Genomic DNA, 26,596 nt, shown 5'->3' with positions numbered 1-26,596 from the left:
AAGACAGGATTACTCATGTCCTTTGCTTCCCTCGGTCTCTCCGAGGCTTTAGTCAGCGCCATCGAGGCTGCTGGCTACACCCAGCCTACCCCAGTGCAACAGCGGGCCATTCCCGCCGTGTTGCAAGGCCGCGATCTGATGGTCGCCGCCCAGACAGGTACTGGTAAAACCGGTGGTTTCGCCCTCCCTATCCTGGAGCGGTTGTTTCCCAACGGTCATCCGGACAAATCCCAGCGTCACGGCCCGCGCCAACCGCGTGTTCTGGTCCTGACCCCTACTCGTGAACTGGCCGCTCAAGTCCACGACAGCTTCAAGATCTACGCCAAGAACCTCAAGTTCGTCAGTACCTGCATCTTCGGCGGTGTCGGCATGAACCCGCAGGTTCAGGCCATGGCACGCGGCGTTGACGTACTGGTTGCCTGCCCGGGTCGTTTGCTCGATCTGGCCGGTCAGGGCAGCGTCGATCTGTCCCACGTTGAAATCCTTGTCCTGGACGAAGCCGACCGCATGCTCGACATGGGCTTCGTTCACGACGTGAAGAAAGTCCTTGCACGCCTGCCGTCCAAGCGTCAGAACCTGCTGTTCTCGGCAACGTTCTCCCAGGACATCACCGCGCTGGCCGGCAAACTGCTGCACAACCCGGAACGCATTGAAGTCACGCCGCCGAACACCACGGTCGAGCGTATCGAGCAGCGTGTGTTCCGCCTGCCGGCCAACCACAAACGCTCGCTCCTGGCGCACCTGATCACTCAAGGCGCGTGGGAACAGGTGCTGGTGTTTACCCGCACCAAGCACGGCGCCAACCGCCTGGCCGAATACCTGGATAAACACGGCCTCAGCGCTGTGGCGATCCACGGCAACAAAAGCCAGAACGCACGCACCAAAGCGCTGGCCGACTTCAAGGCCGGCACCGTTCGCATTATGGTCGCCACCGACATCGCTGCCCGTGGTCTGGACATCGACCAGTTGCCCCACGTGGTCAACTTCGAACTGCCTAACGTCGACGAAGACTACGTGCACCGCATCGGTCGTACCGGTCGCGCAGGCCGTAGCGGCGAGGCGATCTCGCTGGTTGCGCCGGACGAAGAGAAGCTGCTGAAAAGCATCGAGCGCATGACCAAGCAGAAGATTGCCGACGGCGATCTGATGGGCTTCGACATCACGGCGGTTGAAGCCGAGAAGCCGGAAGTCCGCGAGCGTCCGGATGTGCGTAACCCGCGCAATGCCCGTGGCCCGCGTGGCGACGGTCCAAACGGAGGCGGCGGTGGCGGCGGTCGCAAGGACAAAGGCAAAGACAAGGGCAAGGAAAAGCCGGCAACGGCTGCGGCAGCACCTTCGGGCGAGCGCCCGGCACGTCCGGCGCGCCCTCAAAAGCCGCGTCAGGGCACCCCGTCGAGCGAGTCACGTCAGTCGCAGCCAGCGGCTGCGGGTGCTAATCGCGCACCTGACGAGTTCCTGGATGACGAAGTGGACAACTTCGGCAACCGTGCCGACTACGTCAGCCCGTACCAGAACAAGAACCAGAGCCGCGGCCGTCGCCCGGGCGCTCCTGCCACGGGCGCCGCACCGGCACCTCGCGGTCAGGCGCCAGGCCGTAGCGGTCCGCGCAGTGGTTCGGCCACTGGCGGCTCCGCCAGCACCGACGCCGCCGGCGCACCGGCCAAACGCAGCGGTCCTCGCAACGGTTCCGGCCGTGACGGTCAGGCTCGTCGCGAAGACCAGCCTCGTGCTCGTCGTCCGGCGCGCGAAGACCAGCCAGCGCGTCAGGAGCCAGCGGTACGCGGGCCTCGCGACGGTCAGCCAGCACCGAAGATCATGCACAAAGAGTCCAAGGGCGATCGTTTCCCTTCGGCTGAACAACTTGATCAGTTGCCAAGCCGCCCACGCGGTGAAAAACCAGCCCTGCTGACCCGCAACCGCGAAGGTTAAGCAGCGCCGGTTGTTACGCAGCCAATAAAACGCCCCGACTGGTTCGGGGCGTTTTTGTTTGCGTGATTCAAGCAATGCCACACACAAAAACGCCGACCCAAAGGTCGGCGCTTCATCACCACGAAAACTCGTCTTACTTGGCTTTGACGCCTTCGAACGAGATGTCCAGCTCCAGGGTGTCGGACTGTGGACCCAGGTCCATCATCTTGCCGAAATCAGAACGCTTGATCGAAGTAGTGCCCTCGAAGCCGGCACGGTAGCCGCCCCATGGATCCTTGCCTTCACCCAGGAAGGTAGTCTTGACGGTGACCGGCTTGGTCACGCCGTGCAGGGTCAGGTCGCCGATCACGTCAGCCGTGGTCTTGCCGTCAGCATTCTTGCCGATGTTGGTGACCTTGGTGGAAACAAACTTGGCGTCAGGATAGGTCGCGACGTCGAGGAAGTCCTTGCTGCTGATGTGCTTGTCACGTTCAGCGTGGTTGGTGAAGACGCTCGCGGTCTTCAAGTCGATGCTGATCTTGCTGTCTTCAGGCTTGGCGGCGTCGAAGCTGAATGTGCCGTTCCAGTCCTTGAACGTGCCGTAGATGAAGCTGTAGCCCAGGTGGCTGATCTTGAAGTTGATGAAGGCGTGTTGGCCTTCCTTGTCGATCGTGTAATCAGCGGCCATTGCCTGACCGGCCGTCAGCAGCGCGGTACCCAGGGCCAGTGCAGCAAGTGTCTTTTTCAACATACGTCGTCTTCCTTTCTAGTTGAATTGAGTATCAGGCCTTGCGGCCAAGCATACGTACAAGGGTGGCATCACGATCAACGAAGTGATGCTTCAAAGCGGCCAGCCCGTGGAGTCCTGCAAAAATCACCAGGGTCCAGGCCAGGTACAAGTGCACGGTGCCTGCGACGTCTGCCTGGTCGGGCAGTCCGCTGATCAAGGCAGGCACTTCGAACAATCCAAACACCGGAATCCCGACACCGTCTGCGGTGGAAATCAGGTAACCGGCGAACATCACCAAAAACAGGTCCAGGTACAGAAACGCATGGCCCAGTTTCGCAGCCGTTTTCACAAACCGGCTGTGGGTGGCAGGCGCTGCTGGCGGCGGGCTGACGAAGCGCCAGATCACCCGGATCAGCATGAACAGGAACAGCGTGATGCCGATGCTCTTGTGCAGGTCGGGGCCGGCCTTACGCCACGTGTCGTAATAGCCCAGCCCTACCATCCACAACCCTAGCGCAAACATGCCGAACACCGTCAGCGCGACACCCCAATGCAAAACGATGCTGACCCAGCCATAGCGAGAAGATGAGTTGCGTAACTGCATGCTGAATATCCTGTGAGGGCCGAGGAGAGACTAGCGCTTTACCTATCGAAAGAAAGCGCAAAATGTTGCTTTGAAGAATCAGGAAATCCGATTGAAATCTCCTGACATATTTTCGTCCGAATGAGATTAAGCCAGCGTTACGTTTTATCCAGGCGAAAAAAAGGCGCGGTATCAAGCCGCGCCTTTGCTTTCAGCCGTTACCGATCAGTTTTTGCTGTCGGTCGCCGGTGCTGCCGGAGCCGTTGCCGGAGCCGCCGGAGTGGCCGGTGCTGCCTTGTCACCCGTGGCCTTGGCCGGCGCTTTTTTCGCAGCGTCGGTTTTGGCAGGGGCTTTGTGGATGGCTGCCGGTTTGGCCGGAGCCTTTTTGACGGGCTCCTTCTTCGCCGGTTCTTTCTTGGCCGGGGCCTTTTTCGCAGGCTCCACGACCGCAGGCTTGGCGGGTTCAACCACTGGAGCTGGCGGCGGCGTTACCGGGGCAGGCGCTGGAGCCGGGGTCGGAGCAGGCGCTGGGGCTTTCTCGGCCGGTTTCGGCTCAGGCTTGGAACCGCCGAACATGTTCGAGAAGAAGCCGCCAATGCCGCCGCTGCTTTCCTTGGTCGGTTCAGGGGCCTTCGGAGGCGGCGCTTTGACCGGCTCGTACGACTTGCCTTCAGACAGGCCCTGCACCTGAATGGCCGCGCGCTGACCTGAACGCAATGCGCCTTCCAGGGTGCCTGGGTACAAAGTGTCGGTGTGTTCGCCGGCAAAGGCTACGCGCTGCAGTGGTCGTTCCCACAAGCGCCAGTATTTGCTGATCTGGCCCGGGCCGAAGGCCAGGTATGCACCGCCGCTGGACGGGTCAATGCTGGAGCGACGCAGTTCATAACCGGTGAACGCGCCGCGGGCCTGTGGATAGAACGCCTGCATGCGGATCAGCACTTGATCCACCAGTTGCTTGTCGCCGAACGCCTGCATGATGCGGGCGTTGTCGCCGGCCAGGTTAATCACGACGTTGGCGCCGCCTTTCAAAGCAGGCTCGACCCACAACATGCCGAGGCCGGTGTTGCTATAGATCTCGCCGGACATGCGCGCCTTGCTGTCCCAGACCGGGGTCTTGAACTTGAGCATGATCTGGTCATGCCAGCCGTAGTTGGTGCTCTTTATCGCGCCCAGACGCTGGGCGTCCAGTGCAGGGGTCATCTGGATCTTGCTCAGTGCGCGCAACGGCACGGCCAACACGACATATTCGGCTTCGTAGCCCAGCGAACCGACCTTGACGGTCACGCCGTCCTTGTCCTGGTTGATGGCCGACACCGGCGAATTGGTCTTGATGACTTTCAGCTGTTTGACGAACTCCTCGGCCAGCACGGCGCTACCACCCGGCAGGCGAGCGGCGCGGCGGTCGCGGTCGTCGACGTTGCGATTGACCCGTGTTTGCTGTGCGAGGTACAGCAGCGACAGACGCGAAGGTTCGTCGTAGCGCGTACGAATCTGCTGATTGATCAGTTGGCGCGCGGTCGTTGGCAGGCTCAGACGGTCCAGCCAGTTGGAGACGGTGATCTGGTCCAGCGCAAACAGGGTGCTGTTGGCCGCCGGGTTGTCGGGGTCGGTGATCGAACGGGCCAGGTCATCCACCGCTGCTTCGTAGCGCTTGATGGCTTCGGCGGTCGCCGGCTGTTTGGTCGCCAGGTCGGCGCCAGTGAAGTACTCGCCTTCGATCAGGTAGCTCGGGGTCCGCACAAATTCCGGCGCGGGCACCGCCTTGATCTTGAAGCGATCAATGTACTGATTCAGCACCGGCTGGGCCTTGGCGTTGCCGATCCACTCGCTGCCGGCCAGACCGGAGCGGCCGCCGACGGTGGGTTTGGCTTCCAGCAAGGTGACTTGCCAGCCTTTGCTCTGCAGCTCGTAAGCCGTCGTGAGTCCCGCCAGACCACCGCCGACGACGATCACCGTATGCGGTTTATCCACGGCAAGCGCTGAAGCGCTGACCATCCCAACCATCACCAGCGCACAGGCGCGCAGCCAACCAGAAAGCATTCAGCGAACTCCGGAGAAAAACGGGGGGAATTGTCGGATTTTGTTGTCCGATTTTTCGAAGAGCGCGAAGGATACGCGAGCCGCGAAACGCCCGCCAGCAATGTCCGTCAGGCTCGAAAGCGGCGCTCGCGGCGATTTAAACAACACGCTAAAGGTTGTCCCACTGGCATCCATTGCATAGGCTTGCGCGATTGTTTGCCCTCGCGCCATGCGAGCCGCTATGTGGAGAAGAGTAATGGGCCTTAACGACCAGTGGATGCAGCGCGACCTGAAGGTCCTTTGGCACCCCTGCACCCAGATGAAAGACCACGAAAAACTGCCGCTGATTCCGATCAAGCGCGGCGAAGGGGTCTGGCTGGAGGACTTCGAAGGCAAGCGCTACCTCGACGCGGTCAGCTCCTGGTGGGTCAACGTATTCGGCCACGCCAACCCGCGCATCAATCAGCGCATCAAGGATCAGGTCGATCAACTGGAGCACGTGATCCTGGCAGGCTTCAGCCATCAGCCGGTCATCGAGCTGTCCGAGCGTCTGGTGGCGATGACGCCCGAAGGCCTGACGCGCTGCTTCTACGCCGACAACGGTTCGTCCTGCATCGAAGTCGCGCTGAAGATGAGCTTTCATTACTGGCTCAATCGCGGCAAGCCGGACAAGAAGCGCTTCGTCACCCTGACCAATAGCTACCACGGCGAAACCATGGCCGCGATGGCGGTCGGTGACGTGCCGCTGTTCACTGAGACCTACAAAGCGCTGCTGATGGACACCATCAAGGTGCCAAGCCCGGACTGCTACCACCGGCCTGAAGGCGTGAGCTGGGAAGAGCACACCCGGACGATGTTCGCGGTGATGGAGCAAACCCTCGCCGAGCATCACGACAGCGTCGCGGCGGTGATCATCGAGCCGCTGATTCAAGGCGCGGGCGGCATGCGCATGTACGACCCGATCTACCTCAAGCTGCTGCGCGAGGCCTGCGACCGGTATGGCGTGCACCTGATTCATGACGAGATAGCCGTGGGCTTCGGCCGCACCGGGACCATGTTTGCCTGCGAGCAGGCCGGCATTCGCCCGGACTTCCTGTGCCTGTCCAAGGCGCTGACCGGCGGCTATCTGCCGCTGGCGGCGTGCATCACCACCGATGATGTGTACGACGCGTTTTACGACGATTACCCGACGCTACGCGCGTTTCTGCACTCCCACAGTTACACCGGCAACCCGCTGGCGTGCGCGGCGGCGTTGGCGACGCTGGATATTTTCGAGCAGGACAACGTCATCGAAAACAACAAGGCGCTGGCCCAGCGCATGAAGACCGCGACGGCGCATCTGGTCGATCACCCGAACGTCGCTGAAGTGCGGCAGACCGGGATGGCGATTGCCATCGAGATGGTGCAGGACAAGACCACTAAAACGCCGTATCCGTGGCAGGAGCGGCGCGGGCTCAAGGTGTTCGAGCACGCGCTGACCCGAGGTGCTTTGCTGCGTCCGCTGGGCAGCGTGGTGTACTTCCTGCCGCCCTACGTAATCACACCGGAGCAGATCGACTTCCTGGCCGATGTAGCGACCGAAGGGATAGACATCGCGACGCGCAGCAGCGTGAGTGTGGCGGTGAGAGAGAACTTCCATCCGGATTTTCGTGATCCAGGCTAGCAGGCCGTTACACCCATTCTCCAGGCGCTGCATTCAACACAATCTTTAGAGACACAACCATGAGACTGTCCCGCTTTTTCGTCGATGCCACCCTCAGCGTCGGGGAGCACGAACTGCCAGAGGCCCAGGCCCATTACATCAGCCGCGTGTTGCGCATGTCCGAAGGCGACGCGGTGCAGCTGTTCGATGGTTCGGGCCATGAGTTTCGCGCCACGCTGGCGCAAGTCGGCAAAAAGCAGGTGCGGGTGCAGGTGAGCGAACGCTTTGCCGGTCAGCCGGAGTCGCCCTTGCAGATCCATCTTGGCCAGGGCCTCTCCCGGGGTGAGCGGATGGATTGGGCGATTCAGAAAGCCACCGAACTGGGCGTGACGCAGATTACCCCGATCATCAGCGAGCGCTGCGAAGTGCGTCTCAAAGATGAGCGTGCGGAGAAGCGTCAGGCCCATTGGCAGCAGATCGCGATCAGCGCCTGCGAACAGTGCGGGCGCTCGGTGGTGCCGGTGATTCATGGGCCGGTGACTCTGGCCGAGTGGCTCAAGCAGACGGAAGCGGACTTGAAGCTGGTGCTGCACCCGGTCGCGGCGCCGCTGACCAGCCATGAAAAGCCCGGCAGTCTGGCCTTTTTGATTGGTCCTGAAGGTGGGCTGAATGACGCCGAAGTGGCCCAGGCACAGGACGCCGGTTTCCACGCCGCCCGCCTCGGCCCCCGCGTGCTGCGCACCGAAACCGCGCCAGTGGTGGCGCTGAGCATCGCGCAACAGTTGTGGGGTGATTTGTAGGACCGGCTTCAGCCGGGAAGGCGTCAGTCGTCACGCCGCAAGATTGATGGTGCGCACACCGGCCCCTTCCCGGCTGAGGCCAGTCCTACAAGGGTCGCGTACATCCGCCAGTGATTTAGTCCTCACTGCGGCAATTCCGACGCTCGACGCCGTGCTTTCGCAGGCTCCGGCCGGGCGCAGGGCAGAAACTCTCCACGCCCCGGTTCGCCCAACGGGCTGCCGTCCCAGACCCGCTCCCCTCTGGCGAACGTCATCGCCGGCCATGCACTCAAGCGCATCCCCTCGTACGGCGTGTAGTCGACGTTGTGGTGCAGCATTTCATTGGTCAGTTCGATGTCCAGGTCCTCATCCCAGATCACCAGATCCGCATCCGAGCCAATGGCGATGCTGCCCTTGCGCGGATACAAACCGTACAGCCGCGCCGCATGAGTGGCCGTCAGCGCGACAAACGCCTGCGGGCTGATTCGCCCCTTGCGCACGCCTTCCGACCAGAGCAGCGCCATGCGCGTTTCGACGCCCGGAATGCCATTGGCCACTTCTGAAAACGGCGCCGTCTCGCCGTGGGCACGCTTGCCGTCCGGGCCACCGTAGCGAAACGGCGCGTGATCCGATGAGAACACTTCGAACGAGCCATTCTGCAGGCCGTCCCAGACCACTTGCTGATTGCCAGCGTCTCTCGGCGGCGGACTGCAGATGCATTTCGCGCCTTCGAAGCTGTCATCGCAGCCCAGCGATTCCGCGGTGAGAAACAGATACTGCGGACAGGTTTCGCCGTAGACCTTCAAGCCGTGGCTCTGCGCCCAGCGGATCTGCTCGATGGCCTCGCCCCCCGACACGTGCACGATGAGAATCGGCACATCCACCAGCTCGGCCAGCGCAATGGCCCGGTGGGTGGCTTCGCGCTCGACCAGCATCGGCCGCGACGTGGCGTGATAACGCGGCGCGCTGAGACCGGCGGCGAGCAGGCGCTCGGTCAACCAAGCGATGCAGTCGCTGTTTTCGGCGTGGAGCATCACCATCGCGCCTTCGGCCCGCGCCACCGACAGTGTTTCCAGAATCTCCCGGTCGTTGAGCTTCAGCGCGTCATAGGTCATGTAGATCTTGAAGGAGGTGTAGCCCTCGGCAATCAGCTCGGGCAACTCGCGGCGCAGCACGTCTTCGGTAGGGTCGGTGACGATGAGGTGAAACGCGTAATCGATCAGCGCCCGACCGTCCGCACGCCGATGGTAATCCTCCACCGCCGCCCGCAGGGTCTGGCCCTTCTGCTGGCAGGCAAAGGGAATCACCGTTGTAGTCCCGCCACAGGCTGCCGAGCGGGTGCCGCTTTCGAAGTCATCGGCCATGACCGAACCATCACCGGTCGGCTGATCCAGATGCACATGGCTGTCGATACCGCCGGGGGTGACGGTTCGCCCTTGCGCATCGACTTCCTCTGGGGCACCTTCCAGGCCCAGGCCCAGGCCCAGGCCCAGCGCGACGATTCGGCCGTCGCGCACGCCGATGTCGCACAGGAAACCGTCCGCCGCCGTCACCACATTGGCGTTGCGGATGATCAAATCAAAAGCCTGCATGTCGTTCACTCCCTCAGGCGCGGGTCAGCCAGGCCTTGGCGATCTCTTCGCGGGTGGTGAACCAGACGCCTTCGCGGGCCTGGGCGTACTCGATGAAATGCTTGATCGCGCGGACACGGCCAGGACGTCCGACCATGCGCGGGTGCAGCCCGATGGACATCATTCGCAGGCCGTCGGCGGACTCTTCGTACAGCACATCGAAGCTTTCCTTCATGTACTCGAGGAAATCGGACGCCTGAGACAAGCCCGGCGAGTTCCAGTAGCGGAAGTCGTTGACGTCGCTGGTGTACGGCACCACCAGATGTTGCTTGCCCTCGACGTCGACGAAATACGGCACGTCGTCGTTGTAGGCGTCCGAGTCATAGAGAAACCCGCCCTCTTCCGCGACCAGCCGTCGCGTATGAACGCTGGCGCCGTAGCGGCAGTACCAGCCCACCGGACGCTTGCCGCAAGTGCGTTCGAACGACTCGATCGCCAGGCGAATGTGCTCGCGCTCTTCAGCCTCGGTCAGGCGGAAGACCTCCTCCCAGCGATAACCGTGACTGCAGATTTCATGGCCCAGCTCGACAGCCGCTTTGGCGACATCCGGGTTCTGCTCGAAGGCCACCGCACAGGCATGAAAGGTCGCCGGGACGTTGGCCTGTTGCAGGATGTCGAGGATCCGCCAGATGCCAACGCGGGCGCCGTACTCGTACATCGACTCCATCGCCAGATTGCGCACGCCGTCAGGAAACTGATAGCTGCCCCATTCGGTCATGCTCTCCTGGTCAGGATCGCCCATGGCCAGGGAGCGCTCCGAGCCTTCTTCGTAATTGATGACAAAGTTGACCGCCAGCCGCGCGCCGTTGGGCCAGGTGCCTTGGGGGCGCTGCCGGCCGTAGCCGACCAGATCTCGAATGGGTGATGCCATAAAAGCCTACTCCTGCAACGTTCGAACAGTCGGCAGACCGCCAAGCCAGGGCTCAGCAGTCGATGGTTTTCAATGCATCATGGTCGGGGCCATCGAGGTTCTGGCCGGTGCGAAAGGCCAGGCCCATGGCCAGGGTCTGCGCAATGCAGAACGCAGCGGTGAGCGAGCGAAAGCCCAGCAGCTCTGCGTCGTTGACCTCGATCATCACCGACGCGGTTTGTCCGATGGGGCTGAGAATGCTGTCAGTGATCGCCACGATGGGCGTCCCCGCGGCGACCGCTTGCTGGCAGGCGTCGATGGTTTCCTGCGCGTACGGCGGAAAACTCACCGCCACCAGCACATCATCGCCGTGCAGCGCACCGACCTGTTCGCGCAAGCTGCCGCCCAGACCGCTGATGTGTACGGCACGACGACCGACACGGCTGAGCGCGTAACTCAGGTAGGACGCCATGGGAAACGAGCGACGCATGCCGACCACGAAGGTGGTGCGCGCCTGTTCCAACAGCTCGATGGCGCGCTCGATGGCCTCGACTTGCTCGCCTTCGGCCAGGTGCTCCAGCGAGACGATATTCGCGCGGCTGAATGCCGAGAGCATGGCGCCCACATCGGTGGGATCGTCGAGCAATTGCTCGCCGCGATAGTGCCGAATACGCTCTTTAAAGCTGCCCTGCCCGGCCTGCTGCAACGGCTGCTTGAACAAGCGCTGCAGGTCGCTGAACCCGCCGAAGCCCAGCGCCTGGGCCAGCCGAATGAACGCCGACGACGGGATGCCGGAGATTTTCGCCAGCGCCGCGACCGTGTTCAGCGCCACATCGTGGGGGTGCTCGTTCAGGTAATGCGCGGCATCACGCTGCCGCGCAGTCAGGCGTTCCTGATGTTCGACGATGGCAGCACGCAGCTCGGCCAGGGTTTGGGGTACAGGCATAAAAAGGCTCGATAGAAGTCAGGAGGGACGCAGTTCTGTGATCGCCTGAGCCAGATGCTCCACCAGACGATTCAGCTCATCGACGCTGTTGTAGTGGGCGATCGACACACGAACCACGCCGCCGTATGGGGTCAGCCCCAACTGTTCGATCAGGCGGCGCGCATAGAAGTCACCAAAGCGGATGCCCATACGGTGATTGTCCACGCGGCGCACGATGGCTTCCGACTGAATGCCCTCCACCACGAAGCTGATGGTTGGCACGCGATCACCATCGGTCACACGGGATTTTCCGATGATTCGTACACCCGGCGTCTCCCGCAGAAACGCCAGCAGCGTTTCGGCCAACAGGTCTTCCTGGACTTCAAAGGCATCGAACGCCGCCTGCATCAGCTGGCGTTCGCTGCCGCTGGCGCCGAGGCGTCGGCCGATGTCGATCAGGTAATCGCTGATGCCGATGCAGCCGTAGGACAGCTCGTAGTTCAGGTTGCCGGGCTGAAGCTTGTAGGGAATGACCTCCTGGCCGATGAAAAAGTGGTTCAGGCTCGGCAGCTCCAGCAACGCCTCGCGTTTGCCCCACAGCACGGCGAAGTGCGGGCCGAAGGTCTTGTAGAAACTGAACACGTAATAATCGGCGCCGCTGGCCTGCACATCGACCAGCCGATGGGGCGCGTAGGCCACGGCATCGACGCACAACTTGCCGCCGACCGCGTGCACCCTGCGCGCCACTTCGGCGACCGGGTTGACGCTGCCGAGGATGTTCGACGCGTGGGTCATGGCCAGGTAGCGAGTCTTGTCGCTGAGCAGCGCATCCAGATCAGCCAATTCCAGGTCCATGCTCTGGACGTCGACGGCCCAGACGCGCAAGGTCGCGCCGCGGTCTTCGCACAGCCTTACCCACGGCCCGATGTTGGCTTCGTGGTCGCAGTTGGTGACGATGATTTCGTCGCCGGGATTGATCGACGGGGCGATGGCGCGGCAGAGGATTTGCAGCAAATGGGTGGTTGAGCCGCCCATCACGCACTCTTCCGGGTAGCGCGCGTTGATCAGTTGCGCGACCGATTCCCGTGCCTGCATGACCCGCGCGCCTGCGTCGACCGACTCGCTGTAGGAGGCGCCCAGTTGCACGGCGCTGTTGAGCAAGTAATCGGTAATTCGAGCGGCGACCGGCTTGAGCACGGCCGAGCCGCCGGCGTTGTCCAGGTAGGCATAGCCGCTGCCGAGGGCGGGAAACTGGCTGCGTACGTAATCGATGTCCAAGGCATTCAAGGGATGAGCTCCAGAGTCTGATCAGTGATGCAGGATGGCCTGCAAAAACGCGCGGGTTCTCGGCTCTTGCGGGGCCGTGAAGAAATCGTGCGGGTTGTTCTGTTCGATGATTCGGCCGTTCTCCATGAAGATCACCCGGTCGGCGACCTTGCGCGCAAAGCCCATTTCGTGGGTCACGACGACCATGGTCACGCCCGAGCGGGCGAGGTTCTGCATGACGTCCAGCACTTCGCCGACCATCTCCGGGTCGAGCGCCGACGTGGGCTCGTCGAACAGGATCACCCGTGGTTCCATGGCCATGGTCCGGGCGATGGCCACGCGCTGCTGCTGGCCGCCGGACAGCTGGTTCGGGTATTTCGCCGCGTGGGCGCCCATGCCGACTTTCTCCAGCAGCAGGCGCGCACGTTCATTGGCGTCACGCCGAGACATGCCGCGCACCCGGACCGGCGCCAGGGCCACATTGGCGAGCACGGTGAGGTGCGGGTACAGATTGAAATTCTGAAAGACCATGCCGACTTCACAACGAATGCCCGCCAGTTTCGGGCCCGTTTCAACACGTTGGCTGCCGACGCGGATGTCGCCCTGCTGGTATTCCTCCAGCAGATTGATGCAGCGAATCAGTGTGGATTTCCCGGAGCCTGAAGGCCCGAGAATGACCACCACTTCACCTTGATCGACGGTCAGGTTGATGTCGGTCAGGGCCTGGAACGGCCCGTAGAATTTGGCCACGCCTTCCATTTCGATGACGGTGCTCATGCGCTTTTCCTCCCGGCGCCGTTACGCCGCTCGATCCAGCTCACCAGTTGCACCAGCGGCAGAAGCAGCAACAGGTACATGACCGCCGCGCCCACCAGCGGTGTCGGGTTGGCTGACAGTGCCTGGGCCTGAGTGGCTTGTTTGAGCAGATCGGGCATCGCCACGACGGATGCCAGCGCGGTGTCTTTCATGACGTTGATGCAGTTGCTGGTCATCGGCGGCATGACGATGCGCATGGCCTGGGGCAGGATGATGTCGCGCATGGTGTTGAAAAAGCTCATGCCCTGGGAGGCCGAGGCTTCGAACTGACCGCGCGGAATGGCTTCGATGCCGGAGCGGAAAATCTCCGCCGAGTACGCGCAGGACACCAGTGACAGCGCCGCCGTGGCCGCCGCGAACGACGACAGGCGAATGCCCACAAACGGCAGCGCGTAATAGATCAGCACCAACAGCACCAGCAATGGAATCGAGCGCAGCACGTCGATGTACACCCGCGCCAGAAACCGCACCGGCGCGTACCCGTACAACCGCAGCATCGCCAGCACCAGCCCGCCCACCAGGCCGAGAATGATGCTGACCACGCCAAGCATCACCGTCACGCCCAGGCCGCGGAGCATCAGTGGCAGCGCATCGACGAACACGCTCCAGTTGAAGAACGTTTCTAACAACTCCATTGCGATTCCTTGGTGGCGAGCAGTGACGGGCGGGGCCGTGAGCGGTCAGGGGTTACTTGAGCACATCGACCACTTTAACGGTGCTGGACTCCGGATCAGCGTCGGCACCGAACCACTTCTTGTGCAGGTCGGCGATCACGCCTTCTTTCTTCATCGTGCTGATGATGTCGTTGACCTGACCGGCCGATGCCCAGCCCTTGGCGTGCATCAACGAGTACTTCTCACCGGTAGGAATTTTCGCGACGACTTTGTATTGCGGCTTGTCCTTGATGTAGTACAGGACCGCCGGGATGTCGCTGATATAGCCGTCCATGCGGCCAGACGCGAGATCGAGCATCGCAGGCGACAGCCCTTCGTAGCGTGAGACTTCCTTGAATTTGTATTCGGCCTGATGGGCGTTGACCCACATGTCGCCGGTGGAGCCGGTGTCGACGCCGACCACTTTGCCGTCCATGTCTTTCAGGCCGTTGATGCCGGATTTGGCGAGCACGGACAGGGATTGGTCGCTGTCGTAATACGGCTGGGCGAACCCGACGGACTCAAGGCGCTTGGGGGTGATGGTGATCGAGGAGATGGCGATGTCAGCGCGCTTGGACTGCACGGCGCTGAACAGACCGTTAAACGGGATGTTGACGAATTCCACGGTCTTGCCGGCGCGCTTGGCGACTTCCTTCACCACGTCGACTTCGAAGCCGACGATCTCGCCTTTGGCGTCCTGAAACTCCCACGGCACGTTGCCCACGTTGGCGCCGACGGTCCAGTCAGCGGCCCAGGTGGATGCGGAAAAGGCGGTTGCCACGGCCATGCTCAAGAGTACTTTCACATTCATGTCTTGCTCCCCGATTGATCAGTCAGTTCAAGAAGGCCGCCTTACCACAAGAGGGGGCGTTTCGAAGATCAGACTAGGATGACGAATCAAATAATTCAACAAATAAAATAAATGAATTAAATGCTTCAATCGGGTGCGGAAGTTATCCGCATTGGTGCAGAAGGGAAAGCGCGCAAGGCTGTGGGGTGTACAGAAAATGATCAGTGATTTGAAGGACGCCATGCACCGAAGCAGCGCATGGATCGCCCAACTACGTACGCTGCGTAAGACCCAAATGTGCAGGAGCTGGGTCAGCGATGCCCAGCCTCACAACACGTAACGCACGATCGCGACAAAGTGCAGCAGGCTGCCGGCGATGACGAACAGGTGCCAGACCCCATGGAAGTGTCGGACCTTGGTGTCGAACGCGAAGAAAATGATCCCCACGGTGTAGAACACGCCCCCCAGCGCCAGACAGACGAATCCGGCCATGCCCAGCGCGGCGATCAGCGGCTTGACCGCGACCAGCACAATCCAGCCCATGACCGCGTAAATGACGATGGACATCACGCGGGCGTCGGAGCGGGGCTTGATCTCCTGCAGAATCCCGATGATCGCCAGCGCCCAGACGATGCCGAACAACGTCCAGCCCCACGCCCCGTGCAGCGTCACCAGACAAAACGGCGTGTAGCTGCCGGCGATGAGCAAATAGATGGAAAAGTGATCGACCTTTTGCATGATCACTTTTGCCCGGCCGCGAACGCTGTGATAAACCGTCGACGCGCTGTACAGCATCACCAGGGCCACACCGTAGACCGCCACGCTGATGATCTTCCAGATGTCTCCGGCCATCGTCGCGACAACCAGCATCCAGACCGCACCGATCGTCGCCAGGATCGCGCCCACCAAGTGGGTCCAGGCGTTGAATTTTTCTCCGTAGTACATCCGCACACTACCTCTCTAAGTTGCACGACACGCGTCAAGGGTCCTGCTTCTGAACCGCAATGACAACGCATTGTGTCGTGTTATCGAGAATTTAATGCAGCCAGCCGCCGATCTCTTCGGCACAATCGGGCGCTCTCAAAACAAGAACCCGGCGCGGGCCCACACGATGCAGATCGACGAAGAGCTCACCCTCAAGAAGCTGGAAATCTTCCTGGCGTTCATGCGCACCGGCAATCTGGCTCGGGCGGCGGCCGAGTTGCAGACAAGCACGGTCAGCGTGCATCGGGCGATTCACTCGCTGGAAAGCGCGTTGCGGTGTCCGCTGTTCAAGCACGAGGGTCGCAACCTCACACCGCTCGAAGGCGCATATGTGCTGGAGGAGCGTGCGCAGAAGCTGGTGCAGGACGTGCTCGGCACCATCGAACAGACCCGGCAGGCGGCCGGGTTTTCGGCGGCGCGGTTCAAGCTGGGGGCGCTGTATTCACTGACGGTCAAAACCGTGCCGCAGCTGATCATGGGCCTGAAGATCCGCCGCAGCGAACTTAACATCGACCTGATTCTGGGCTCGAACATCGACCTTTTCTACAAGCTGAAGAACATGGAAGTGGATGCGATTCTGGTGTCGCTGAACGAATCCGTGAGTGATCCGGACTGCGAGCATTTGCCGCTGTTCTCAGACGATATCTTCCTCGCGGCCCCGGTGGATTCACCCTTCGCTCAGCAAAGCGAAGTGAACCTGGGCGATCTGCGCGAAGCGACGTTCATTACGCTGACCCAGGGCTTTGCCACCCACCGCGACGGCGCCCGGGTGTTTGAACAGGCCGGGTTTGAACCGAAAATCGCCATGCAGGTGAACGACATCTTCACGCTGCTGAGCATGGTCAGCTCGGGTGTGGGCTACGCGCTGCTGCCGGGGAGGATTGCGGCCGTGTATGAAAACCGTGTGCGGCTGATCCCATTGCAACAGCGCTATCGCATGCAGCAGCACATCGGACTGGTCTTCCTCAAAGCCCGCGAACGCGACCCGAACCTGCTGGCGTTGCTGGCGGAATGCCGGATGTACTCGAACCGGCTGGCCCAGGCCTGATCCCGGCTTCAGCTCGATCCAATCTCCACTGTGGGTGTGAGCTTGGTCTGGGCCGCATCGGGGCGAAGAGGCCGGGGAGTTCAGCCACTTTCTCTGCAGGCTGAATGCAAGCCTTCGCGAGCAAGCTCGCTCCCACAGAATCTCCGTCAATTTGATATCTCGGGCGAGTCGTAGAACTTGTGGGAGTGAGCTTGCTCACGAAGAGGCCGGGGCGTGCAGCCAATTTCTCTGCAGGCTGAATGCAGCCTTCGCGAGCAAGCTCGCTCCCACAGGATCTCGGTCAATTTGATATCTCGGGCGAGTCGTAGGACTTGTGGGGGTGAGCTTGCTCACGAAGAGGCCGGGGCGTTCAGCACTTTCTCTGCAGGCTGAATGCAAGCCTTCGCGAGCAAGCTCGCTACCACAGAATCTCGGTCAATTTGATACCTCGGGCGAGTCGTAGGACTTGTGGGAGTGAGCTTGCTCACGAAGAGGCCAGGACATTCAGCTGCTTTCTCTGCAAGCTGAATGTAAGCCTTCGCGAGCAAGCTCGCTCCCATGATTCCGACGCTCGCAGGTAGATCTGCAATCAGGCGCGCAGCGGCAGCATGTTGCTGAACACCGCGCATCCCAAAGCCTCAGCCCAGAATCCCGCGGACGATGAAGTACAGCAGCGACGGCCCCAGCAGACAGCCGAGCCCGGTGTGGAAGGTCGCCGTCAGCGCGCCGTAAGGCACCAGCCGTCGATCCGTCGCCGCGAGCCCGGCTGTCACGCCGCTCACGGTGCCGGCCAGACCGCCGAAGACCATCGCGGAGCGCGGGTTATCCAGCCCCATCCAGCGCGCGGCCATCGGGGTGCCGACCATCACCAGAATGGCTTTGATCAGACCGGTCGCGATCGACAGCGCCATCACGTCCGAAGTCGCGCCCAGCGCCGCACCGGTCACCGGCCCGACGATGTAGGTCACTGCGCCCGCGCCAATGGTGGTGATGCTCACGGCGTCGCGATAGCCGAAGGCATACGCCACGCAGCAACCGACGATGAACGGCAGCAACGTGCCGAGCAGCAGCGAGAACGCGCCGACCCAGCCAGCCTTTTTCGCTTCGGTCGCCTGCACTTCGAAGGCCGTGGCGACGATGGCGAAATCACGCAGCATCGACCCGCCCATCAGGCCGATTCCGGAGAACAGCGCCAGGTCCGCCAGCCCTTTCTGGCCGCCGGTCATCGTGCCGCCCACCCACGCCAGGACCAGGCCGATGACGATCGCAATGGCCGAACCATGAATGCGCCCGAACGTCAGTCGCTTGGACAGCACCACCGAAATCCACATCACCACGCCCACGACGGCGAACGCGGTGACCAGACCCTGACTGATCAGGTCTTTCTGAATGAGCTCCCACATATCAGCGGCCTCCTGCCGGGGAAACAGTCGGCGCGATCACCGGGAGCGGATTCGCCAGTTCGTCCTCTTTGGGCAGCGGCTCGCCCTTGTTGATGCGGCTGATAACGGCAATGGTGCAGCCACAGACCACCACCGACACCACCGCCGCGATGACCGCGATCGGCCCACCCTTGAGCGCCGTCACCACGTTTTGCTGAGCGGCCATGGCCACGACGACCGGGATGTACATGGCGCCCCAGAAGCCGACGCCCATTTCACAGCCTTCGCTCATGCCGCCGCGCTTTTGCATGAACAGCCGCGCGCAGATCAGCAGGATCATCGCGATCCCGACGCCGCCCACGTTGGATTTGACGCCCAGCAGCACGCCGAGCAGATCACCGAGAATCACCCCCGCGAGGGTGCAGATTGCGAGTAACGCCACGCCATAAATAACCATTGTTCTTATCCTCAAATTGCATCGTCGAAGTTGTTGTTTTTGTGTTCCTTCGAAAGCAGCAGTCGGTTTATGAGTGGCGGCGTTCCTCCTCTCGCGACAGCGCGCCGAGCGTGTCCAGTCGAGCGCCCTGGAAAGCGACGGCCGATCCTTGTTCGAAGACGCGGCGCGCCAGGCCCGTCAGCACCGTGCCCGGCGGCAATTCGATGTGCAGGCGCGCGCCGCGCTCGTAAGCGGTTTGCACCGTGCTGCGCCAGTCGATGACACGGCACATGTTGAACGCCAGATCATCGCGCACCTTGTCGGCGCTGAGCATCGGCCGCGCAGTGCTGCCGCTGAGGTATTTCAGCGTCGGTGCTTTCACCGCTACCCGGGAAAACGCTTCGGCGAGCGCCCGCGCAGGTTCAGCCAGCAGCTCGCAATGGGACGGCACGCTGACCGCCAGCCGCTTGGCCGCCGCAGCGCCCTGCTCTTTTGCAAGCGCAGCGACAGCCGCCATGGCCTCGTCTCGCCCGGCAATGACGAACTGGTTATCGGCGTTGATATTGGCCAGATAGACCGGCGTCTCAACGCTGTGAATTCGTACGATCAGACCTTCGACCGTGGGTTGGTCGAGCCCGATCAGCGCGGTCATGCCGTAGCCCTGTGGATAAGCGCTTTGCATCAGCTCGCCACGCATTGCCACCAGACGCACGGCATCGGAGAAATCCAAAGCCCCCGCGATGACCGCTGCGGGATAAGCGCCAATGGACAAGCCCGCGACCATGTCAGGGGAGTTTCCATCGGCCATCAGCACGCGCGCACAGGCGACGCCGGCGATCAACAAACACAGCTGAACGGCTCGCGTCGATTGCAGCGCGGGGGCGGTGTCCAGCGTCAGGACGTCCTCGCTCAATGCAGCGCTCGCTTCCGCCAGGCTCTGCGCGACCAAGGGGTGCTCCGGCAGCCCGTGGAGCATGCCCGGCTGTTGCGCGCCCTGGCCGGGAAACGCCCAGAAGCTGCTCATGCCGCAACCGCCTGCGCCAGCCACGGGTTATCCACAAGCCGCGCGCCGTCTTCGGCTTTGAGCAGCACCTGGCGTGACGGTCCTGCCCATTCGCGCAGCGCTACGGCACCAACCGGGGTTTGAAGCTGAAGGTCGATGCGGCACACCGCGCTGGCAAGCTGCTCGACCAAACGAGCGGCGTGCTGGCGATCAAAAAATTGAGGCGTGCGCAATATCAGATCAAGGTCGCTGCCCGCGTGCAGCACCGGCACGCCACTCGCTAGCTCAAAACCGGCGCCACCCGCCACGCCCCATGGCAGACCGAGCGCATTCATCACGGGACAGATCTGCTGCAAGGCGCGCAACGCCGGCCAATCAGCGTCAGGCGTGATGGCGATCAACTCTTCAGGCCGCACGCGCCGTTGCACATCGTCGAGCTTCATGCGAGTGGCGTAGCGCTGATCCCGCGAGCGCCCCCGCACACCCACCGCCACCAGGCCAGCCGGGACACGGGCGCGGCGCACCACCACGGGATGACCGAGGCCAAGGGCTTCAATAGCCCATGCCGGCGCGTCGATCGGCAACGCAGCCGCCGACAAACCCCACAACAAGTCGTGGGGCAGCACCGGCTGAAAAGTGTTCATCACCACTGAGCCCGCAACAGCTCGCGCACTTTCGACGACGCCGCACGGTTCGGCGCGCCCAGGCGTGTACTCAGGTCATTGGCCCCGGCCAGGGTGTCTTTAATCGCTGCAATCAGACAGTCCTGAACCAGGGTGAGATCCGACGCCGTTGGCTGCTCAATCTCACTGACCGACAGGGTTTCCCAGAGCAAACCGAGGCTGGCGTAGCTGTCGATGTCGTAGGCCATCGGCGGCACGCTCGCGGCGAGTTTTTCCAGTTCTTCGACGCTGCGCAGCGTCACCCGCGCCGCAGAAGCCTTGCCCATGGCGTGAACCATAACGCCGGGGTCGCGCAGGGCAATCAGCCGATTGGCCTGATAACCGTGGGCGAGAAACGCGCCGGACATCGCCTTGCCCACCAGCAGCCCGATCACCGGATGCCCGGCCAGTCGGGCCCGCGCATAGGCGTCAACGGCACCGGCCAACGCTTGATGAATGCCCAGCGCTTCCTCGCGGCGGCCATAGGCCTGACTCGGCACGTCGATGATCGCAATCAGCGTGCGCTTGATGTCGCTGTGCCGATCCAGCTCGATGGCGCCTTCCACCGCCTGGGCCAGACCCCAGCCTTCCAGCAATCCGACTTCGCCGTTTTGTGCGCGGGGAAAGCGGTTGGCAGGATCAGCAACCACCGCCAGGAATCGCGCAGGACGATCACCCAGCGTACCGTCAGCCGCTTTGACCGATGCCGGAAGCCCCGCCACTTCAGCGGCGTTTGCGGCCAGCGCGTTGAACCAGTTCAATCCACGATGGGAGTAAGCACTCATGACCGGTCTCCTTGATAGGCAGTGCGCACCGAAGCGGGCTCGATCTGTTGGGCCGTGTCGACTTGAGCCAGACGTGCGAGGAACCAGGCGTATCGACTGCTGCGCTCCTGCTCGGGCTTGCCCTTGTGCAACAACGCCTGCACCTGTTGCTGAATGGCGCTGATGTCGTCGGCGACAAAGGCGTCCACCAGACCGCTGGCGAAACGTTGCTCGCCCCCGGTCAGGCTCCAGATGAAGGGCCGATCACGGGAGTCGTATTCTTCGATGCCGGCTTCCTGCTCGATGACTTGCGGACCGTTCAGTCCCAGACGGGCTTCCTGGGTGACGACCAGATAACTGCACAAACCCGCCGCAATCGACATGCCGCCAAAGCAGCCGACGCTGCCCGCCACTACGCCAATCACTGGCTGATAACGACGCAGATCAACGATGGCCGCGTGGATGTCAGCGATGGCCGCCAGCCCGAGGTTGGCTTCCTGCAAGCGCACGCCCCCGGTTTCCAGCAGCAGAACGGCTGCGGTGGGAATGCCCTTGCGATTGTCTTCGGCGGCCAGTTCCAGCGCGCCGGCCATTTTCGCGCCGCCGACTTCGCCCATGCTGCCGCCTTGAAAGCCGCCTTCGATGGCGCAGATCACCACCGGCTTGCCCTCGATCGTGCCCTTGGCGATCACCACGCCATCGTCGGCCTGTGGCACGACGCCCTGCTTGGCCAACCAAGGGGAGACGAGTCGCGCGAAAGGATCGATCAGCTCACGAAAACTGCCGTTGTCCAGCAGTGCGCGGGCGCGTTGCCGGGCGCCGAGCTCGACGAAGCTGTGCTGCTGCAGAAGCCGCGTGCTGTCAGTCATGGCCGACCTCCTCGAAACCTTGCTCCAGGCGCAGCCGAACCACGCCCGGCGTGGCGCCGAAATCATGGATGTCGATGCTCATGGCCGGTGGCGTCTGGCCGTCGAACATGCGCTGGAAGAGATTTTCCCAGCGCGCCGAACTGCCGTTGACCGACGTCAGCACCTGGATCGTCAGCTTGCCCGGCTGACCCGGTTCCAGGAGCACTTCCAGATCACCCGAACCGACACAACCCACCAGCGCGCGACCCAATGGCGGCTGCCCGGCGGGGAATTCAAAAGACAGGGTTTCCATGATCAGACGTTCCTCGTTGCATCGCCGAGCGCAGGCTCCAGGCGATCAATAAACAGGCAAGCGGCGAGCAGATCGGCAGCGCCGCCGGGAGAGGCGTTCAGGCTCAGCAGTTGTTGATCCAGCTGATTCAGCGCGCGACGGCCGCTGAGGGTCGCGCTGCCGCCGGCGTCCAGTACCTGCTGCGCACCGTGTTGCATGGCGTGCAGGCCTGCTTCACCGGCGCGATACAGCACGCAGGTATCGGACAGCGTGGTCATGATCGCCAACAGTGCATCGAGTCGCGCGTTCTGCTCGCCATGCCCGGCGGCGCGGCTGCGGAGGAGTTGCGGCAAACCGGTTTGGGTGACGGCAGGGAAACCCGCTTGCGCTTGCTCCCGGGCGCCCATTGCGCCGTATTTCTGCGCAACGGCTTGGCCATGGCTCTGGCTCTGGTTGGCGGTCTGATGACGATCCTCGATCAATGCCAGTTGGCCTGCGCGTCGGCTCAGCCCTTCTGGAGAAAGATCATCGGGATTCAGCGCGGCAGCGGTGACCAGCAAACCCAATGCCCAGATCGCGCCACGGTGGGTGTTCACCCCATTGGTGGTGCGCATCATCGCGGCTTCACCCTCGCGACCGAGGCGGCCGATGATTTCCCGCAGTGCCGGGTTGAGCTCGCCGATGGCGATGGCGGCGTCGGCCATTTGCTTGAACGCGGGCCACAGCGAGAGCGCTGATGCGTGCATCAGACCCAAGTGCAGATCGGTGTGGGCGCCACTGCTGCGGCGATCGACCAGCGCCGGTTTTGGCGACAGGTCGGCTTCGTCGATCAGTGCATCCACGGCCAGATCAGCCAGGCGCTCAGCCAGCCAGGCCGAACCGGGCGCTGCATCGAAGGCATCGAAAGCTACGTTGAGTGCGCGCATCACCAACTCCTGAATTTCGCAGGCGGGTTGTACAAACCGCCGGACCATTCCACCAGCTCGGCGATGCTCTTGGCGGCGAGCAGTTCGCGGCTGGCGTCGGTGCGGCGAATGCCCAAATCCTCAGGCAGCGCAATCAGCCCTTCACGGCGCATGCGGGCGGTGTCTTTCGGGTTGTGGCGCAGGCCGATGGAGGTCACCCCCGCCACGGCGGCAATCATGGCCTGACGCTCTTCCAGCGTTCGCGCCTTGTACAGATAGGCGATGCCTTCTTCGGTCAACAGATGGGTGACGTCGTCGCCGTAGATCATGATCGGCGCCAGGGGCATGCCGCTCTTTTTCGCGACTTCGACAGCGTCCAGCGTCTCGACGAAAGTGGGTTTGCCGCCCTCCTGGAAAGTCTCGACCATTTGCACGACGAGCTTCTTGCCGCGTTCAAGATAGGCGTCCGGCCCGTCACCGCTCTGCTGGCGCATGTCCAGCCAGGCGGGCGTGGCGTGACGCCGGCCGCGCGGGTCGTGACCCATGTTCGGCGCGCCACCGAAGCCGGCGAGGCGCCCGCGCGTAACGGTGGAGGAATGGCCGTCGCCGTCGACTTGCAGCGTGGCGCCAATGAACAGGTCAACCGCGTACTGCCCGGCCAGCTGGCACATCATCCGGTTGGAGCGCATGGAGCCATCGTGGCCGGTGAAGAACACGTCGGGCCGTGCGGCAATGTAGTTTTCCATGCCCAGCTCGGTGCCGAAGCAATGCACGCTTTCGACCCAGCCGCTTTCGATGGCGGGGATCAGCGTCGGGTGCGGGTTCAGCGTCCAGTTGCGGCAGATCTTGCCCTTCAGGCCCAGGGATTCACCGTAGGTCGGCAGGATCAACTCGATGGCTGCGGTGTTGAAGCCGATGCCGTGGTTGAGGGACTGGACGTTGTGTTTCTCGTAGATCCCGCGAATCGCCATCATCGCCATCAGCACGTGCACCGGCTTGATGTGGCGCGGGTCGCGGGTGAACAGCGGCTCGATGTAGAACGGCTTGTCGGCGACGACCACGAAGTCGACCCATGACGCCGGGATGTCCACCCGCGGCAGGTCGCTGACGTCGTCCACCAACTGGTTGACCTGCACGATGACGATACCGTCGCTGAAGGCGGCCGGTTCGATCAGGGCGGGGGTGTCTTCGGTGCTGGCGCCGGTGTAGATATTGCCGGCCCGGTCAGCCATGAAACCGGCCGAGAGCACGACGTTGGGAATCAGGTCAACCAACAGGCGGGAATACAGCTCGATGTACGTATGAATCGCGCCGATTTCCAGCAGGCCGTCTTCCAGCAACTGGCTGATGCGCAGGCTTTGGGTGCCGGCGAAAGAGAAGTCCAGCTTGCGGGCGATGCCGCGTTCGAACAGGTCCAGATGCTCGGCACGGCCGACGCTGGGCATGATCATGTGCAGGTCGTGAAGCTTGGCGGGATCGGCCTTCACCAGTGAGCGGGACAGGAAATCCGCCTGCTTCTGGTTGTTGCCTTCCAGCACTACGCGATCGCCCGGCGCAATCAACGCCTCAAGCGCCGCAACAATCTTGTCAGTCGGCAGTACAACGCCATCGGCGAAGGAACGCACCAGGTCGAGCCGTCGCAGTTTTTCAGTGCGACGACGCGACCAGCGCGGGTCAAGTTTCGTTGTTGTGGTCATGCTGACTCCACGAGTTCGCTGTCGTGGGGCAGATTAGGAGGGGTTCAAGTGCGGCATCAATCAAGTAACTGGCGGGATCGTTACGCTGAGAGTAATGATCAGTCCGCCCAGTTGATCTGATAACGGGTGCTGCGCCCGCCGCCCGGGAGTTTAAGCAGGCAGCCTTTTTCCAGAAGGTCTCGAAGATGACGGGTGGCGGTGGCTTTACTGACTTTGGCAACCGCCTGGTATTGAGCGGCGCTGATGCCACCGGTAAAACCCGCGTCGGGTTTCTCCGACAGCAGGTCGCCATTCAACAATCGATTAAGCACCTTGGTCTGCTCGGGAGACAGCCCGTCATCCCGATGGGCTTGCCAGAATCTCGCCTTCGCCAGCACTCGCTCGATACGTTGCATGGCCTGCTCAAGCGTGTGGAGCAAGGTCTGTAAAAACCAGACGAGCCATTCAGTGATGTTCAGGTCACCACGCTGGGTCGCTTCCAGAATCCGGTAGTAGTCCTGACGGCGGGCGAGGATGCTCGCGGACATGGCGTAAAAGCGTATGGCCTGATGTTCGCCTTGGGCCATGGCCAAGTCAGTGATCGCGCGGGTCAAACGTCCGTTGCCATCGTCGAACGGGTGCAGCGTCACGAACCAGAAATGCGCGATGCCCGCGCGGACCAAAGGGTCGAGGGTAGGGTCGGCATGGCTGCTGTTGAACCAGTAGAAAAAGTCATCGAGCTTTTGCTCCAGGCCTTCGCGTCCAGGCGCCTCGAAATGCACCACGGGACGGTCGATGCGACCGGACACGACCTGCATGGGCTCAGGCCCTCTGAGCGTTCCGACCTGAATGGGGCGTGCCGTCAGCGCGCTAGTGTCGGGAAACAACAAGCGTTGCCAGTGCATTAGCCGTTCAGACGTCAGCGGCCCATCGTGTTGTTGAGTGGCGTCCAGCATCAGCTCCGCAAGACCTTCGCTTCGGGCAGTCACCCGTTCATCGCTGGCGAGCCCGAGCCGCTTTGCAAGCGAAGAACGCACCGACTCCACATTGAGTTGCTCACCCTCAATGGCCGATGAGGTGATGACGTTCTGCAGCAAGGCGTCCAGTTCGCGCTCAACATTCGCGCCAGCGCCTGACGCGCACATCATCCCCAATAACTGACCCTGCGCCTGGTTGCAGGCCCGCAACAGCGGCGCCAACGGCTCAACGTCCCAAGAAAAGGAAGGCCATTTGGGGTGTTGCCAAATCCATTTTGCTGACTGTTTCACCGGACGCCTCGGAGGAGTGTGAGCCGATTAGCCGTTCTATTCGGCTCACGATATGAGCCGAATATGCGGTTTATTCGGCTCAGCGTCTAGGAGGGATTTGGGGGGAAAGCGATATATATGTACCGCAGTCGACCCTTTTTGACTGATTAAACTGTCTGCTTCACAAATTTGAAGTCTGATCCCGATGCCGCGACCGCCTGAATTGCCTTTTCCGACCCAGACTCCTACCTTTGAGAGCGACATATATGCCTTTCAAGCGCCCGGAGATCTCATGTCATCGACTGTCCTGTCATTTCAAGCCGATGAAGAAACAGTACAAACACTTGACCAGTTGGTCGGCGCCACTGGGCGTGATCGGCAATATCACCTTCAGCAAGCACTGAGCCGCTACCTCGAGGCCGAGAAGCACCAGATGCAGGCTGTCTCGGACGGCATAGCGGATGCCGATGCAGGGAACCTCACCGACATTGAATCTGTGAAAGCGAAACACTTCAGCCTGATCTGAGCCGGCTTCCGCTGGCAACTCCTGAATCCTTCGGACAGACACAAGTTGAGCATGCAGGAGATCAAATTGTGGGAGCGAGCTTGCTCGCGAAGAGGCCAGGACGGTCGCTAAATCTCCAGCAGCTGAAATGCAGTCTTCGTGAGCAAGCTCACTCCCACAAGGGCTGTGTTGGGCATGCAACCTGCGGCGGGTGACATGCAGTCCTGGAAGCGAGCTTGCTCTGGGCCGCATACGGACGAAAGGGTCGGTACA

The 26,596-nt window shown here is 62.1% G+C and carries 26 protein-coding genes; 5 read left to right on the top strand and 21 right to left on the bottom strand.

The annotated features are described in order from the left end of the window. Window positions 1–15 precede the first annotated feature (15 nt). On the top strand, window positions 16–1,929 hold the full coding sequence (locus BBI10_RS19280; protein WP_065991219.1) for a DEAD/DEAH box helicase: 1,914 nt from the start codon (window positions 16–18) through the stop codon (window positions 1,927–1,929). A gap of 133 nt (window positions 1,930–2,062) precedes the next feature. On the opposite strand, the gene BBI10_RS19275 is transcribed toward BBI10_RS19280, so the two are convergent. The 3 genes from BBI10_RS19275 to BBI10_RS19265 all read right to left on the bottom strand — a co-directional run bounded on the left by BBI10_RS19275 (window position 2,063) and on the right by BBI10_RS19265 (window position 5,261). Next, on the bottom strand, window positions 2,063–2,659 hold the full coding sequence (locus tag BBI10_RS19275; protein ID WP_065991218.1) for a YceI family protein: 597 nt from the start codon (window positions 2,657–2,659) through the stop codon (window positions 2,063–2,065). A gap of 31 nt (window positions 2,660–2,690) precedes the next feature. Beyond that, entirely contained in the window at window positions 2,691–3,242 is a 552-nt protein-coding gene (locus BBI10_RS19270) for a cytochrome b (RefSeq protein WP_065991217.1), read from the bottom strand. 204 nt (window positions 3,243–3,446) lie between these two features. Further along, window positions 3,447–5,261, bottom strand: coding sequence for a flavin monoamine oxidase family protein (locus BBI10_RS19265; RefSeq protein WP_065991216.1), 1,815 nt, complete (start codon window positions 5,259–5,261; stop codon window positions 3,447–3,449). A 235-nt stretch (window positions 5,262–5,496) separates the two neighbouring features. Here BBI10_RS19265 and BBI10_RS19255 point away from each other — a divergent pair, with 235 nt between their 5' ends. Further along, window positions 5,497–6,903, top strand: coding sequence for an adenosylmethionine--8-amino-7-oxononanoate transaminase (locus BBI10_RS19255; RefSeq protein ID WP_065991214.1), 1,407 nt, complete (start codon window positions 5,497–5,499; stop codon window positions 6,901–6,903). 59 nt (window positions 6,904–6,962) lie between these two features. Continuing rightward, window positions 6,963–7,682 (top strand): 16S rRNA (uracil(1498)-N(3))-methyltransferase, encoded by a 720-nt coding sequence (locus tag BBI10_RS19250; RefSeq protein WP_065991213.1) that lies wholly within the window; start codon window positions 6,963–6,965, stop codon window positions 7,680–7,682. Window positions 7,683–7,804: 122 nt separating this feature from the next. Here the strand turns inward: BBI10_RS19250 and hydA are convergent, their stop codons facing one another. The 8 genes from hydA to trhA all read right to left on the bottom strand — a co-directional run bounded on the left by hydA (window position 7,805) and on the right by trhA (window position 15,537). Continuing rightward, window positions 7,805–9,253 (bottom strand): dihydropyrimidinase, encoded by a 1,449-nt coding sequence (gene hydA / locus BBI10_RS19245; RefSeq protein WP_065991212.1) that lies wholly within the window; start codon window positions 9,251–9,253, stop codon window positions 7,805–7,807. A gap of 13 nt (window positions 9,254–9,266) precedes the next feature. Continuing rightward, window positions 9,267–10,163 carry an allantoinase PuuE gene (locus BBI10_RS19240; RefSeq protein WP_065991211.1) on the bottom strand — a complete coding sequence of 299 codons (897 nt, stop codon included), beginning with the start codon at window positions 10,161–10,163 and terminating at the stop codon, window positions 9,267–9,269. 52 nt (window positions 10,164–10,215) lie between these two features. Further along, complete coding sequence (locus tag BBI10_RS19235; RefSeq protein WP_065991210.1) at window positions 10,216–11,088, bottom strand: MurR/RpiR family transcriptional regulator; 873 nt, start codon at window positions 11,086–11,088, stop codon at window positions 10,216–10,218. A gap of 18 nt (window positions 11,089–11,106) precedes the next feature. Beyond that, a complete protein-coding gene (locus BBI10_RS19230) occupies window positions 11,107–12,354 on the bottom strand; it encodes a cysteine desulfurase-like protein (protein ID WP_065991209.1) in 1,248 nt (415 codons plus the stop codon). A 21-nt stretch (window positions 12,355–12,375) separates the two neighbouring features. Next, entirely contained in the window at window positions 12,376–13,110 is a 735-nt protein-coding gene (locus tag BBI10_RS19225) for an amino acid ABC transporter ATP-binding protein (RefSeq protein ID WP_065991208.1), read from the bottom strand. Beyond that, entirely contained in the window at window positions 13,107–13,784 is a 678-nt protein-coding gene (locus tag BBI10_RS19220) for an amino acid ABC transporter permease (protein ID WP_065991207.1), read from the bottom strand. Before BBI10_RS19220 ends, BBI10_RS19225 begins: the two co-directional genes overlap by 4 nt. A 52-nt stretch (window positions 13,785–13,836) precedes the next feature. Further along, a complete protein-coding gene (locus BBI10_RS19215; RefSeq protein WP_065991205.1) occupies window positions 13,837–14,613 on the bottom strand; it encodes a transporter substrate-binding domain-containing protein in 777 nt (258 codons plus the stop codon). A 306-nt stretch (window positions 14,614–14,919) separates the two neighbouring features. Then, window positions 14,920–15,537: a PAQR family membrane homeostasis protein TrhA gene (gene trhA / locus BBI10_RS19210; RefSeq protein ID WP_065991203.1), complete on the bottom strand. Its 618-nt coding sequence runs from the start codon at window positions 15,535–15,537 to the stop codon at window positions 14,920–14,922. A 166-nt stretch (window positions 15,538–15,703) separates the two neighbouring features. Here trhA and BBI10_RS19205 point away from each other — a divergent pair, with 166 nt between their 5' ends. Next, window positions 15,704–16,624 carry a LysR family transcriptional regulator gene (locus BBI10_RS19205; RefSeq protein WP_065991377.1) on the top strand — a complete coding sequence of 307 codons (921 nt, stop codon included), beginning with the start codon at window positions 15,704–15,706 and terminating at the stop codon, window positions 16,622–16,624. A gap of 617 nt (window positions 16,625–17,241) precedes the next feature. Here the strand turns inward: BBI10_RS19205 and madM are convergent. From madM to BBI10_RS19150, 10 genes are all read right to left on the bottom strand, one after another. Further along, window positions 17,242–18,006: a malonate transporter subunit MadM gene (gene madM / locus BBI10_RS19195; RefSeq protein WP_037018905.1), complete on the bottom strand. Its 765-nt coding sequence runs from the start codon at window positions 18,004–18,006 to the stop codon at window positions 17,242–17,244. 1 nt (window position 18,007) lies between these two features. Beyond that, on the bottom strand, window positions 18,008–18,442 hold the full coding sequence (madL, locus tag BBI10_RS19190) for a malonate transporter subunit MadL (RefSeq protein WP_065991198.1): 435 nt from the start codon (window positions 18,440–18,442) through the stop codon (window positions 18,008–18,010). 67 nt (window positions 18,443–18,509) lie between these two features. After that, the gene (mdcH, locus tag BBI10_RS19185; RefSeq protein ID WP_065991194.1) at window positions 18,510–19,445 is read right to left on the bottom strand and encodes a malonate decarboxylase subunit epsilon; all 936 of its coding nucleotides are present in this window, start codon (window positions 19,443–19,445) and stop codon (window positions 18,510–18,512) included. Beyond that, window positions 19,442–20,074, bottom strand: coding sequence for a malonate decarboxylase holo-ACP synthase (locus tag BBI10_RS19180; protein WP_065991192.1), 633 nt, complete (start codon window positions 20,072–20,074; stop codon window positions 19,442–19,444). The genes mdcH and BBI10_RS19180 overlap by 4 nt, the downstream gene beginning before the upstream one ends. Further along, entirely contained in the window at window positions 20,068–20,871 is an 804-nt protein-coding gene (gene mdcE, locus BBI10_RS19175; protein WP_065991190.1) for a biotin-independent malonate decarboxylase subunit gamma, read from the bottom strand. The genes BBI10_RS19180 and mdcE overlap by 7 nt, the downstream gene beginning before the upstream one ends. Beyond that, window positions 20,868–21,719 carry a biotin-independent malonate decarboxylase subunit beta gene (locus BBI10_RS19170; protein WP_065991188.1) on the bottom strand — a complete coding sequence of 284 codons (852 nt, stop codon included), beginning with the start codon at window positions 21,717–21,719 and terminating at the stop codon, window positions 20,868–20,870. The genes mdcE and BBI10_RS19170 overlap by 4 nt, the downstream gene beginning before the upstream one ends. Beyond that, a complete protein-coding gene (locus BBI10_RS19165; protein WP_065991186.1) occupies window positions 21,712–22,011 on the bottom strand; it encodes a malonate decarboxylase subunit delta in 300 nt (99 codons plus the stop codon). Before BBI10_RS19165 ends, BBI10_RS19170 begins: the two co-directional genes overlap by 8 nt. Before the next feature lie 2 nt (window positions 22,012–22,013). After that, the gene (locus BBI10_RS19160) at window positions 22,014–22,916 is read right to left on the bottom strand and encodes a triphosphoribosyl-dephospho-CoA synthase (protein WP_065991184.1); all 903 of its coding nucleotides are present in this window, start codon (window positions 22,914–22,916) and stop codon (window positions 22,014–22,016) included. After that, the gene (mdcA, locus tag BBI10_RS19155; protein ID WP_065991182.1) at window positions 22,916–24,592 is read right to left on the bottom strand and encodes a malonate decarboxylase subunit alpha; all 1,677 of its coding nucleotides are present in this window, start codon (window positions 24,590–24,592) and stop codon (window positions 22,916–22,918) included. The genes BBI10_RS19160 and mdcA overlap by 1 nt, the downstream gene beginning before the upstream one ends. Before the next feature lie 98 nt (window positions 24,593–24,690). Continuing rightward, window positions 24,691–25,839, bottom strand: coding sequence for a Fic family protein (locus BBI10_RS19150; protein WP_065991180.1), 1,149 nt, complete (start codon window positions 25,837–25,839; stop codon window positions 24,691–24,693). A 271-nt stretch (window positions 25,840–26,110) separates the two neighbouring features. Between BBI10_RS19150 and BBI10_RS26765 the strand changes: the two genes are divergently transcribed. Next, the gene (locus tag BBI10_RS26765; protein ID WP_083233185.1) at window positions 26,111–26,344 is read left to right on the top strand and encodes a CopG family ribbon-helix-helix protein; all 234 of its coding nucleotides are present in this window, start codon (window positions 26,111–26,113) and stop codon (window positions 26,342–26,344) included. The last annotated feature ends 252 nt before the right edge of the window (window positions 26,345–26,596 follow it).

This window comes from Pseudomonas graminis, from assembly GCF_001705435.1.
Lineage (GTDB): Bacteria > Pseudomonadota > Gammaproteobacteria > Pseudomonadales > Pseudomonadaceae > Aquipseudomonas > Aquipseudomonas graminis_B.
The sequence above is the reverse complement of the archived record's forward strand: the minus strand, read 5'-3'. Positions and strand labels throughout refer to the sequence as shown.